The organism is Flintibacter sp. (assembly GCF_046973065.1).
This window is the reverse complement of the sequence record NZ_JBKVXZ010000043.1, coordinates 1-12,124: the sequence shown is the minus strand read 5'-3', so window position 1 is coordinate 12,124 and position 12,124 is coordinate 1. Positions and strand designations below refer to the sequence as shown.

Genomic DNA, 12,124 nt, shown 5'->3' with positions numbered 1-12,124 from the left:
AGCTTCGGGTTCTTTTTATATCGGCAGTTCCAGAACAAAGGCCACGCCAACCGGGCGGTTCTCCGCCCAACACCGGCCGCCGTGGGCCTCCACGGTTTTCCAAACGATGGCCAATCCCAGGCCGGTGCCGCCGCTGTCCCGGCTGCGGGAGGGATCGGCGCGGTAGAAGGGCTCCCAAAGCCGGGATAGGTCCTCGGACGGGATGTTGGGCCCGTCGTTGTACACGGTGAGGCGGGCGCGATGGCCCAACTTTTCCAAAGAGACCTGTACGGTTCCGCCGGAATCGGCATGGCGCAGGGCGTTGGAGGCCAGGTTTTCCACCGCCTCCTCCAGCCGTGCCCGGTCCCCGGAGAGGGATACCTCCTCCAGCTCCAGTTGAAGCTGGAGATGTTTCTGCTCCAGGGGCAGGGCAAGAGGGGCAAACACCTCCCGTACCAGGGCGGCCAGCTCCACCGGTTCCTTTTTCGCTACCCCTTTCGCCTCCGTCCGGGCCAGCTCCAGCAGGCTGCCCACCAGAGCGGACATGCGGTCGCTCTCCGAGAGTACCACGTCCAAGTATTGATCCCGCTTCTCCGGGGCGATGTCCTCCCGCAGGGCCTCGGCGTGGGCACGGAGGACGGCCAGGGGGGTTTTCAGTTCGTGGGCTGCCGCCCTGGCAAAGTCCCGTTCCCGCTGGATGGCCCGGCGCTGGCGGTGGTCGGTAAAGAGAGCCATGGCAATGGCGGCCAGCAGAGTAAACAGGGCGGTGGGCCAAAGCTCCTCCACAACCAGCGATGCCAAGTCGTAGGAGTAGGAGTAGACCAGGATGGTGCCGTCGGAAAGGGGGAAACAGTAAGTGGTGAAACCGTCGGAGGCGGAGGCGTAGGTGCTGGGCAGGTCGTCCGTTCCGGCATACAGGAGGTCTACCCGCTTTTCTAACTGCTGCCACTGCTCCAGCATCTTCTGGGGAGAGGCGCTGCTCCCTACCAGAGCGGAATAGAGGTTTACCCCCTCAAACCGCATGGTGGTCAGCTCTTTCCCGTCAAAAAAGCTGCTGTCGGTGTCCACCAGGGTGATTTCCTGGTCAGCGTAGACATAGGTAATGGTCTTGGGATAGAGGACCTGCCGCTCCTCGTCCGCCACGCCTACCACATCGCACCAGCGTTCGTCCGTCTCCTCCTCTGAGACCAGATTTCCCACGGTGCCGAAGAAGCGGCTCAGCTCAGGATCTTTTTGCAGCTGCTGAGCCAGTTCCAGCTGTTCCTCGGAGCTAAGTACTGGGTCCAGCCAGAGATGCCAGTCGTATACCCCCGTCCCGGGCAGGGAGGCGCGGCTGTTGGCCAGCTGGCTGCGGGCCAGTTCCTGACCGTCAGCGGTATAGAAACGAAATTGAATCACCCCGTCGTACGGATAGAGCTTGTGTTCCAGCCAGCCGGCGAGAATAGCCAGCTTCCGGGCCTCTGTGGCCTCTCCGGACCACACACTTTGGTAGTAACTCTCGGCGTTTTGGCAGGCGGACTGGACGGCAAGCTGGACCTCACCCTTCAGCTTTTGTCCGCTCAGTCCCCATAAAATCCCCATCATCCCCGCCCACAGCAGCAAAAACAGGGGGAGTGTGCCGGTAAAAATCCGCTTGAGCCGCTTCATGGTCATCCCTCCTCCAATCGGTAGCCCGCCTTGAATACCGTCTTGATCTGTTTGCCTGCCTTACCCAGGGCGGCGCGGAGACTGCGCACCCGTACATCCACCGCCCGGTCGTCCCCCTCAAAGTCCAGCCCCCACACCTTGTCCAGAAGCTGGGCGCGGGAGAGCACCTGCCCCTGATTGCGCAGAAGGCATAGGAGCAGCTCGTACTCCCGGGGGGAGAGCTTGATTTCCTGTCCCGCTGCCGTACACCGGCGGGCGCCGGTGTCAACCTGGATGGCCCCGCAGGAGAGGACACCGGTTTTCCGCTCTCCCCGGCTGCGGCGGATGAGAGCCTGGAGCTTGGCCAGCAGCACGGCCAGGGAGAAGGGCTTTGTTACATAGTCGTCCGCTCCCAGCGCATAGCCACGGAGTGTCTCCTCCTCGCCGCCCAGGGCAGTGAGGAACAAAATGGGCACAGAGCTTTGGCGGCGCACTGCCCGGCACACCCCGAAGCCGTCCAGCCTGGGCATGAGGACATCCAGCACCACCGCGTCGTAGTCCTGCTCTTCCAGAAGCTCCAGGGCCTCCTGGCCGTCCCGGGCCAGATCGCACTCCAGACCGTGGGCGATGAGATAGTCCCGGATGATCTCCCGCATTGCTCGCTCGTCCTCTACCACAAGAATCCGGTCCATCGCCCATCCTCCCTTTCTGTGTTCAGGGTACACCCTGCCTGTGTCCAAGTTATGTCCATTCCATCATAACCCGGAACCTTTTTTCGCGCAACGCAGAAAAAGCGCCGCGGAGCATTGCTCCACGGCGCTTTGCTAAAAATTTGCTTAGTTCCAGTAGTCGGTCTTTTCCTTCAGACCGATGCTGGCAGCCTTGAAGACCGGGTTCTTGCCCTGCTTCTTCTGGGTGGTGTAGTCCTTGAGAGCAGCCAGGGCGGGACGGGCCAGGATGACGATGACGGGCAGGTTCAGGATAGCCATAATGCCCATGAGCACGTCGGCCAGGTTCCACACGGTGCTGATCTGCATGCCGGCGCCGATGAAGATGAGGATCATGGCGTCGATGCGGAAGAGGATCATAAACTCCTTGGCGGGGACCTTCTTCACGATGTAGGCCAGGCAGTTATCCACATAGTACAGGTTGCCGATCAGGGTGGTGAAGGCAAAGAGCACCATGGCCACGGTGATGAAGATGGGGCCGATGGGGCCGAAGGTGGCGGACAGGGCAGCCTGAACATAGGGAGCGCCCTCCAGCTCGGCGGTGGGCTCCACGCCGGAGCACAGCAGCATGAAGGCGGTGGCGGAGCAGATGAGCAGGGTGTCGATGAACACGGAGAGCATCTGCACCAGGCCCTGCTTGACGGGGTGGCTGACGTTGGCGGAGGCGGCGGCGTTGGGAGCGGAGCCCACACCGGCCTCGTTGGAGTACAGGCCGCGCTTGATGCCGTACATCATGGCAGAGCCGGCAAAGCCGGAGAAGATAGCCTGGAAGTCAAAGGCCTCGGAGAAGATGCGGCCGAACACATAGGGCAGGTTGCCGATGTTCATCACCAGCACCACCAGGGACACCAGCACGTACAGGCCGCCCATGAAAGGCACCAGGGTGGAGGTGAACTTAATGATGCGCTTGCCGCCGCCCATGACGCAGTAGCCCACCAGGACCGCCAGAATGGCGCCGATGACCCAGGGGGTGCTCTCTGCGTTATAGAAGGAGTAGCCGCTGAAGGTGGACTGCAGGTTGTAGGAGGCCAGCATGTTGAAGCCGCCGGCGTAGGTGAGGATCAGGGCCACAGCGAAGATGACGGCCAGGGGACGGGAGTGGAGGGCAGCCTCGATGTAGTAGGAGGGGCCGCCGTAGCTCTCACCGGTCTCGGGGTTGCGGCGCTTGTAGATCTGAGCCAGGGTGGACTCGATGAAGGCGGAAGCGCCGCCGATGATGGCGATGATCCACATCCAGAACACGGCGCCGAAGCCGCCCAGGCAGATGGCGGTGGAAATGCCGATGATGTTGCCGGTACCCACGCGGGAGGCGGTGGACACCATCAGAGCCTGGAAGGAGGAGATGGAGCCGGCCTTGTCCGGCTTCTCGCCCACCACGCGGATGGACTCGGCGAACATACGGAACTGGATGAACTTGGTGCGGAAGGTGAAGTACAGGCCTACTGCCAGCAGCAGGATGATCAGCAGGTAGGAGTACATGATGTTGCTGATCTCATTGATGATCATATCAAGCATGACAACACACTCACTTTCTTAAATGGTGAAGTTCTCTCTCCGACAACAGACGCGGTTCAGACCTCCTCTCGGCCCCGGCGTCTCACAGGGCGCAAGGAAGCCCTGCGTGCCGAAGGGGAACGGAACGCGGGGCCTTTATGTGGACTTATTATACAGGAAAAAGTGGATAAAAGCCAGAACAATCTGTGGAAGTTGCTGAACTTTGTGAAAAGTACACAGAAAGTTCACATTTGTGCGCGCGCTTCGGTGGGAATGGCCGGAAACAAAATTCCCCCGCCCGGGCAAAAGGCCCGGGACGGGGGAAATCATCGGGAAATAAAGGGATCAGTAGGCCACGCCCCACAGGATCATGTGCTTGGCGGGCTTGCCGCAGCACACGCAGGTGTCGGACACCTTCTCCTGCTCCAAAGGCATGCACCGGGAGGTGACGCCGGCCTGCTCCTTCATCTTGAGCTCGCACTCCAGATCGCCGCACCACATGGTCTTGGCAAAGCCGCCCTCGGTCTCCATAAACTCCTTGACCTCGTCCAGAGTCAGGCACACGCGGGTGTGGTCCTCCAGGTTCTTCTTGGCCCGCTCGTAGAGGCCGTTGTGCACCGCGTCCAGCAGCTGGGGCACGGTGGTCTCCAGCTCGGCCAGAGGCACGAAGATCTTCTCGCCGGAGTCACGGCGGCAGATGCAGCACTGGCCCTTCTCCATATCCTTGGGGCCGATCTCCACGCGCAGGGGCACGCCCTTCATCTCATACTGGGCGGCCTTCCAGCCCATGGACTGGTCGGAGGCGTCCATGCTGGCACGGATGCCGGCGGCCTTCAGACGGTTGAGCAGGTCGGTGGCGGCGTCCAGCACGCCCTCCTTGTGCTGGGCCACGGGGATGACCATAGCCTGGATGGGAGCGATGCGGGGGGGCAGCACCAGGCCGTTGTTGTCGCCGTGGGTCATGATGATGCCGCCGATCATACGGGTGGACACGCCCCAGGAGGTCTGATGGGGGTAGTGGAGCTGGTTGTCCTTGCCGGTGAAGGTGATGTCAAAGGCGCGGGCGAAGCCGTCGCCGAAGTAGTGGCTGGTGCCGGACTGGAGAGCCTTCTTGTCGTGCATCATGCACTCCACGGTGTAGGTCTCCTCAGCGCCGTTGAACTTCTCCTTGTCGGTCTTGCGGCCCTTGACCACGGGCATGGCCAGTACGTTCTCCAGGAAGTCGGCGTAGATGTTGAGCATCTGCTGGGTCTCCTGGCGCGCCTCTTCCTCGGTGGCGTGCATGGTGTGGCCCTCCTGCCACAGGAACTCACGGTGGCGCAGGAAGGGACGGCTGGTCTTCTCCCAGCGCAGCACGCTGCACCACTGGTTGTACAGCTTGGGCAGGTCACGGTGGGAGTGGATGATGCTCTTGTAGTGCTCGCAGAACAGGGTCTCAGAGGTGGGACGGATGCAGTAGCGCTCCTCCAGCTTTTCGCTGCCGCCGTAGGTCACCCAGGCGCACTCGGGGGCAAAGCCCTCCACGTGGTCCTTCTCCTTCTGCAGCAGGCTCTCGGGGATCAGCATGGGCAGGTACACGTTCTCGTGGCCGGTCTCCTTAAACCGCTTGTCCAGCTCCGCCTGGATGTTCTCCCAGATGGCGTAGCCGTAGGGACGGTAGATGAACACGCCCTTGATGGAGGAGTAGTCAATGAGTTCCGCCTTCTTGCACACGTCGGTGTACCACTGGGCGAAGTCCACCTCCATATCGGTGATCTGCTCCACTTGCTTCTTGTTATTCTGAGCCATATCAAAATCAGTCCTTTTCTATTAAGATCGGGCTTGGAAAACTCGTACCGTTTATTGTATAAATTTCGGCTGGAAAAGTCAAGGCGGAAACCGCAAAAGGGAGGGGGCAGGGCAGGGTTACATGTAGTCTCCGGTGTAGTCGATGACCATGTCGTCCAGCGTGGTCCAGCCGCTGGACACCAGGGAGTAGTAGTCCCCGTCCAGCTTCAGCTGGAGCATTACCGACTGGTCCTGGCCGTAGGTGGCTTGGGGCAGGACCTGCTCCACCTTCTCGATCATGCGCAGGGCGTACTCCGCGTCCAGTTCCTGATAGTCCGCCTCGCTCAGGGTGCTGGCCTCGTCGGGAGTGGTGCCGTTGTCCGCGCATACCTGGCTCCAGATCTCGGCGTACGTCTCATCGGGGATCAGATGGAACACCTCGATGGGGGAGAGGATGACCTCCACGGCAAAGTCTCCGCCCTGGAGCTTGTTGCCCTCGCCCACAGAGTACTGGGCCTTGGCATAGATGTCCTTGACCAGCTGGGTGGCCCGCTCATTGACCTCGTCGTTGGGGTAAAAGACCTCCAGATAGTTCAGCAGACGCTGGGCCTCGGCCTGGGCGTTGTCCTCATACTGCTGCTTGGCGTCCTCCTCCGTCATGCCGTCCACCAGGTCCAGATATTCCTGGCTGTACTGGCCTTTGTAGGTGCAGTCCAGCTCCCCCTGAATATAGGTGGTCACGTCCGATCCGGACAGACCGCAGGCAGCGAGGGTCAGGGTCAGCGCGCAGGCCAGAATTCCGGCAAACAAGTGGCGTTTTTTCATAGACGATCTCCTCTCTTTCCTTGCGCGGGGGTGGCGGCAGGCGGGGAACCGCCCGGTCCGAATCTTGGATACTTTAACTTTAAAGGAAGAAAGCGGGAAAGTCAACCTTGCCCGCGCAGATGGGATGTGGTACACTCCTGTCATGACAACCAAACAGACAGGAGGTGCGGCCATGGACGCTGCACACAGAAGAAAGACAATCACACATATTTTGGAGGAGGCCAAAGCGCCGGTGAGTGCCGCTGCCCTGGCCCGGGAATTCTCCGTCAGCCGCCAGATCATTGTGGGGGACGTGGCCCTGCTGCGGGCGGCAGGGCTGGACATCGCCGCCACCCCACGGGGTTACGTGCTGCCCAAAGAGACCACCGGGCTGGTGCGCACTGTGGCCTGTGTCCATCCGGGGGAGGCCATGGCCCGGGAGCTGGAGATCATGGTGGATCAGGGCTGCCAGGTGATGGATGTGGTGGTGGAGCACCCGGTGTATGGCCAGCTTACGGGACAGCTGCGTCTGGCTTCCCGGTATGATGTGCAGGAGTTTGTCCGTCTGGTTTCTCAGCGGAAGGCCAGACCGTTGTCAGATCTAACCGGGGGAGTCCACCTTCACACCCTGCGCTGTCCTGACGAGGACAGCTACCGCCGGGTGCTGGCTGGATTGAAGGCAGAGGGATTTCTCTACCCGGGGGAATAAAGAAATAGGTTGACAAACCGGAAATATCCGGTACAATGTGGTATACACGTGTCTTGACACCTGTATACCACATTTTGTTTGGGAGAGAATTCTATGGGACGCTTACAGGAATTTATGAAGCGGAAGAACATTGTCATCTCCGCCAAGCGCTACGGCATCGACGCTCTGGGCGCTATGGCCCAGGGCCTGTTCTGCTCGCTGCTCATTGGTACCATCCTCAACACCCTGGGGACCCAGTTCGGGATTCCGTTTCTTACCGCCCAGATCATTACCATCAATGACGTGGGCTACACCGTGGGTGGGCTGTGCTCCTTTATGAGCGGCTCGGCCATGGCGGTGGCCATCGGCTATGCCCTCCAGGCGCCGCCCATGGTGCTCTTTTCCCTTGTGACGGTGGGCTACGCCTGCAACGCCCTGGGTGGGGCAGGAGGGCCGCTGGCCGTCCTGTTTGTGGCCATCATTGCCGCGGAATTCGGCAAGGCGGTGAGCAAGGAGACCAAGATCGACATCTTGGTCACTCCTATCGTTACCATTCTCATCGGCATCGGTGCGGCCTGGATCATCGCGCCCCCCATCGGCGGGGCGGCCAGTGCCTTTGGACAGCTCATTATGCAGACCACCAAGCTCCAGCCCTTCTGGATGGGGATGCTGGTGTCTGTTCTGGTGGGCATTGCCCTCACTCTGCCCATCTCCTCGGCGGCCATCTGTGCCGCCCTCACTCTCACTGGACTGGCAGGAGGAGCCGCCGTGGCGGGCTGCTGTGCCAACATGGTGGGCTTTGCGGTGCTCTCCTTTAAAGAGAATGGCTGGGGCGGCCTGGTCAGCCAGGGCATCGGCACGTCCATGCTCCAGATGCCCAACATTGTGCGCAATCCGAGAATTTGGCTGCCTGCCATTCTCACCTCCGCGATTACGGGGCCCATTGCCACCTGCCTGTTCAAATTGGAGATGAACGGCGCGCCCATCAACTCGGGTATGGGCACCTGCGGCCTGTGCGGACAGCTGGGCGTCTGGACGGGCTGGGTGGCTCCCAGCGAGCAGGCCCTGGCCAACGGCGCGGTTGCCATTGCGCCCACGGCCTTTGACTGGGCGGGGCTGATTCTTATCTCCTTTATTCTGCCTGCTGTCCTGTGCTGGGCCTTCGGCATCTTCTTCCGCAAGATCGGTTGGATCAAAGAAGGCGATCTTCAACTTTCTTAAAAAGAAAGTTGACAAAGAATTTTCTGCGAAACTTCGTTTCCCTTCTGCGCCCGTAAGAGAGACTTTTTGTGGGAGTGACTGCTCAGGTCGCTCCCACCTTTTATATTATATGTAGATTCCGCCCTGCGGCGCGGGTTCCTTTACCTGTTTGGTTCGGTCGTTATCGATTGCCCAGCTGCCACAGCTTTGCCGGACTAGGCGGTGACATTTCAACTGCATATATTCTAAATTTTCACTTTGTAGGCCCCAGTGGGCCGAGGCAAGAAGGGCGCAAGATCTTGTCTTAGGTCGCCGGAAGAAATTTCCCGTCCCTTTGGAGGGCGTCCCCCGTAAACGGGGGTCCAGGGGGTGTGGTGACTATAAACGCCCACCTATGGCGAGGCGTTCGTCGGAGCCACACCCCTGGGGCCTTTTTGGTTCCTTTTTGGGCAAGCAAAAAGGAACAAGGTTGCCCCTATCAAACATCACCAAAGCAAACCAGAGAAACTCCGTGAAAACGGGCAAAATTTTTTGAAAAAACACCTTGACACACACGGGGGTGTTGATGTATCATACTGGAGTCCCTGTTAAGGGGGCAACTGCGATGATGTGGGAGATTGCTCAGAAATGAGGTAACTTCCACGGAGTATGTCCGAGCTAGAATCGGGCGGCTGAAGGACCTGGGCACAGCGTATATCGCTGTAGCTGGGTGGAACCGGCCTGCTTGCACGCCGGTTTCTTTCATGCCACGGAGTGATACGCACGAGAACGTGGACAGGAACTTCACCGTACGAAGCGAGGGACAAGGAATTCACTTCGTATGTATTAAGGAGGAAACAACCCATGGCAGCTCAGAAAGAAATGATCCGCATCCGTCTGAAGGCTTACGATCACCAGCTCATCGACCAGAGCGCGGAGAAGATCGTGGAGACCGCCAAGCGCACCGGCGCTACCGTCTCCGGCCCCATCCCTCTGCCCACCAAGAAGGAAGTCGTCACCATCCTGCGCGCCGTCCACAAGTACAAGGACAGCCGCGAGCAGTTTGAGCGCCGCACTCACAAGCGCCTGATCGACGTGGTCAAGCCCTCCCCCAAGACCGTCGAGGCCCTGATGAGCCTGGAGCTTCCCGCTGGTGTGGAGATCGAGATCAAGCTGTAATTTCACAGCGATCTCAAACAACTACCTTGTGTACCCGCTGTCTGCCGCATATTGAGGCGGACGGGTCAAGTTGGCCGAGCAATACCAGTCCAATGGGTAACTCGCCCAACCAATAACCTATATAGGAGGAAAATCCAACATGGAGAAAGCGATCATCGGCAAAAAGATCGGCATGACCCAGATCTTCGATGAAGCTGGCCACGTGGTCCCTGTGACCGTGATCGAGGCCGGCCCCTGCACCGTGGTGCAGAAGAAGACCGCCGAGAAGGATGGCTATGAGGCCATTCAGCTGGGTTATCAGACCGTTCCCGAGCGCAAGCTGACCAAGCCTGAGGTTGGCCATCAGAAGAAGGCCGGCCTGGAGGAGCTGAAGAAGGTCCTCAAGGAGTTCCGTCTGGACGACTGCTCCAAGTACGAGATCGGCGACGAGCTGAAGGCTGACGTGTTCGCCGCGGGCGACCGCGTGGACGTCACCGGCATCAGCAAGGGCCACGGCTACCAGGGCGTTATCAAGCGTCACGGTGCTTCTCGTCTGAAGGAGACCCACGGTACCGGCCCTGTGCATCGTCACGCTGGCGCCATGGCCGCCAACAGCGATCCTTCCCGTATCTTCAAGGGTAAGATCGGCGCCGGCCAGATGGGCAACGAGCAGGTCACTGTCATGAACCTGGACGTCATCTCTGTGGACGCCGAGCTGGGCATCATCGCGGTTCGCGGCGCCATCCCCGGCCCCAAGGGCGGCGTGGTGTTCCTGCGCAGCAGCGTGAAGAAGTACTTCGAGCCCAAGGGTGCTGCCGGCATCAGCAACAACCCGCAGAAGGCTTCCGGCCGCAATCCCCAGAAGGCTTCCGCCCGCAACAAGTAAGGAAAGGAGAGTGTAAATCATGGCAAAAGCGAATGTGTTTAACATGGCCGGCCAGCAGGTCGGCGAGATCGAGCTCTCCGAGGCTGTTTTCGGCATCGAGCCCAACCAGGCTGTTGTCCACGAGGTGGTCAAGAACCACCTGGCCAACTGCCGTCAGGGCACCCAGAGCGCTCTGACCCGCGCCGAGGTTTCCGGCGGCGGCAAGAAGCCCTGGCGCCAGAAGGGCACCGGCCACGCCCGTCAGGGTTCCACCCGGGCTCCCCAGTGGACTCACGGCGGTATCGTGTTTGCTCCCAAGCCCCGCGATTACAGCTACACCCTGAATAAGAAGGTGAAGCGCCTGGCTCTGAAGTCCGCTCTGTCCGCCAAGGCCGCCTCCGGCGACATCCTGGTGGTCGACGAGCTGAAGCTGGACGCCATCAAGACCAAGGACATGCGCAACTTCCTCAACGCCGTTGAGGCCGGCAAGTCCGTGGTCATCACTCCTGAGGTCAACGAGATCGTGGTCAAGTCCGCCCGGAACATCCCCGGCGTGGTGACCACCACCGCTAAGATCCTCAGCGTGTACGACATTGTCAACGCCAAGCGCCTGGTCATCGACAAGGCCGCCCTGGCCATCATCGAGGAGGTGTTCGCGTAATGACCGCTTATGATATCATCAAGCGCCCCATCATCACCGAGCAGTCCATGGCTGATACCGAGATGAAGCGCTACACCTTCGAGGTGGCCAAGAACGCCAACAAGATCGAGATCGCCAAGGCGGTTGAGGAGATCTTCGGCGTGAAGGTTGCCAAGGTCAACACCCTGAACATGCAGGGTAAGGAGAAGCGCATGGGCGCCCGGCCCGCTGGCCGCCGTCCCAGCTGGAAGAAGGCTATGGTCACTCTGACCGCCGATTCCAAGACCATCGAGTTCTTCGAAGGCATGGTGTAAGGAGGAGATTGAACAATGGCTATCAAAACTTTTAAGCCCACAACGCCCTCCCGCCGTCACATGACTGTGTCCGCCTTCGAGGGCATCGACAAGAAGGCCAAGCCCGAGCGCAGCCTGACTGAGAACCTCAAGAAGCACGCTGGCCGCAACAGCTACGGCCGCATCACCGTTCGCCACCGCGGCGGCGGCAACAAGCAGAAGTATCGTGTTATCGACTTCAAGCGCGACAAGGAAGGTAAGGCTACTGTTCTGAACCTGCAGTATGACCCCAACCGTTCCGCCAACATCGCCCTGATCCAGTACGAGGACGGCGAGAAGCGCTATATCCTGGCCCCCAACGGCCTGAAGGCCGGTCACATCATCATGACCGGTGCTGACTCCGACATCCTGCCCGGTAACTGCCTGCCCATCGCCAACATCCCCGTGGGCGAGATGATCCACAACATCGAGCTGTACCCCGGCAAGGGTGCTCAGCTGGTTCGCGCCGCTGGCGTGGCCGCTCAGCTGATGGCTAAGGAGAACGGCATGGCTCAGGTGCGTCTGCCTTCCGGCGAGGTGCGCTATATCCGTGAGAACTGCAAGGCCACCATCGGCCAGGTTGGCAACACCGATCACGCTAACATCCAGATCGGTAAGGCCGGTCGTAAGCGTCACATGGGTTGGCGTCCCACCGTCCGTGGCTCCGTCATGAACCCCAATGACCACCCCCACGGCGGCGGCGAGGGCAAGAGCCCCGTTGGTCGTCCCGGTCCTGTTACCCCCTGGGGCAAGCCCGCTCTGGGTTACAAGACCCGCAAGACCAAGAACCGCACCGATAAGTTCATCGTCAAGCGCCGCAACGACAAGTAAGGAGGGAGTAAAAGATGAGCAGAAGTATCAAGA

At 60.2% G+C, this 12,124-nt stretch carries 12 protein-coding genes; 7 read left to right on the top strand and 5 right to left on the bottom strand.

The window, feature by feature from the left end:
• Window positions 1-15: 15 nt before the first annotated feature.
• The 5 genes from ACLTXB_RS13730 to ACLTXB_RS13710 form a co-directional block, all read right to left on the bottom strand.
• Window positions 16-1,626 (bottom strand): sensor histidine kinase, encoded by a 1,611-nt coding sequence (locus ACLTXB_RS13730; RefSeq protein ID WP_428227395.1) that lies wholly within the window; start codon window positions 1,624-1,626, stop codon window positions 16-18.
• Window positions 1,627-1,628: 2 nt separating this feature from the next.
• Entirely contained in the window at window positions 1,629-2,297 is a 669-nt protein-coding gene (locus ACLTXB_RS13725) for a response regulator transcription factor (RefSeq protein ID WP_428227394.1), read from the bottom strand.
• Window positions 2,298-2,441: 144 nt separating this feature from the next.
• Complete coding sequence (locus ACLTXB_RS13720) at window positions 2,442-3,848, bottom strand: alanine/glycine:cation symporter family protein (RefSeq protein ID WP_428227393.1); 1,407 nt, start codon at window positions 3,846-3,848, stop codon at window positions 2,442-2,444.
• Window positions 3,849-4,172: 324 nt separating this feature from the next.
• Window positions 4,173-5,615 carry a proline--tRNA ligase gene (proS, locus tag ACLTXB_RS13715; RefSeq protein ID WP_008982640.1) on the bottom strand — a complete coding sequence of 481 codons (1,443 nt, stop codon included), beginning with the start codon at window positions 5,613-5,615 and terminating at the stop codon, window positions 4,173-4,175.
• Between the two features lie 117 nt (window positions 5,616-5,732).
• Window positions 5,733-6,419 (bottom strand): hypothetical protein, encoded by a 687-nt coding sequence (locus ACLTXB_RS13710; protein ID WP_428227392.1) that lies wholly within the window; start codon window positions 6,417-6,419, stop codon window positions 5,733-5,735.
• A gap of 172 nt (window positions 6,420-6,591) precedes the next feature.
• Here ACLTXB_RS13710 and ACLTXB_RS13705 point away from each other — a divergent pair, with 172 nt between their 5' ends.
• The 7 genes from ACLTXB_RS13705 (at window position 6,592) to rplB (ending at window position 12,091) form a co-directional block, all read left to right on the top strand.
• Window positions 6,592-7,107, top strand: coding sequence for a transcription repressor NadR (locus tag ACLTXB_RS13705; protein ID WP_110441716.1), 516 nt, complete (start codon window positions 6,592-6,594; stop codon window positions 7,105-7,107).
• 93 nt (window positions 7,108-7,200) lie between these two features.
• A complete protein-coding gene (locus tag ACLTXB_RS13700) occupies window positions 7,201-8,307 on the top strand; it encodes a PTS transporter subunit IIC (RefSeq protein ID WP_428227391.1) in 1,107 nt (368 codons plus the stop codon).
• 822 nt (window positions 8,308-9,129) lie between these two features.
• Window positions 9,130-9,444: a 30S ribosomal protein S10 gene (rpsJ, locus tag ACLTXB_RS13695; protein WP_008982635.1), complete on the top strand. Its 315-nt coding sequence runs from the start codon at window positions 9,130-9,132 to the stop codon at window positions 9,442-9,444.
• Between the two features lie 139 nt (window positions 9,445-9,583).
• Complete coding sequence (gene rplC, locus ACLTXB_RS13690; protein WP_428227390.1) at window positions 9,584-10,309, top strand: 50S ribosomal protein L3; 726 nt, start codon at window positions 9,584-9,586, stop codon at window positions 10,307-10,309.
• Between the two features lie 19 nt (window positions 10,310-10,328).
• The gene (rplD, locus tag ACLTXB_RS13685; protein WP_008982633.1) at window positions 10,329-10,949 is read left to right on the top strand and encodes a 50S ribosomal protein L4; all 621 of its coding nucleotides are present in this window, start codon (window positions 10,329-10,331) and stop codon (window positions 10,947-10,949) included.
• Window positions 10,949-11,242: a 50S ribosomal protein L23 gene (gene rplW, locus ACLTXB_RS13680; RefSeq protein WP_008982632.1), complete on the top strand. Its 294-nt coding sequence runs from the start codon at window positions 10,949-10,951 to the stop codon at window positions 11,240-11,242. The genes rplD and rplW overlap by 1 nt, the downstream gene beginning before the upstream one ends.
• 15 nt (window positions 11,243-11,257) lie before the next feature.
• Window positions 11,258-12,091: a 50S ribosomal protein L2 gene (rplB, locus tag ACLTXB_RS13675; protein WP_020989773.1), complete on the top strand. Its 834-nt coding sequence runs from the start codon at window positions 11,258-11,260 to the stop codon at window positions 12,089-12,091.
• Window positions 12,092-12,124: the final 33 nt, after the last annotated feature.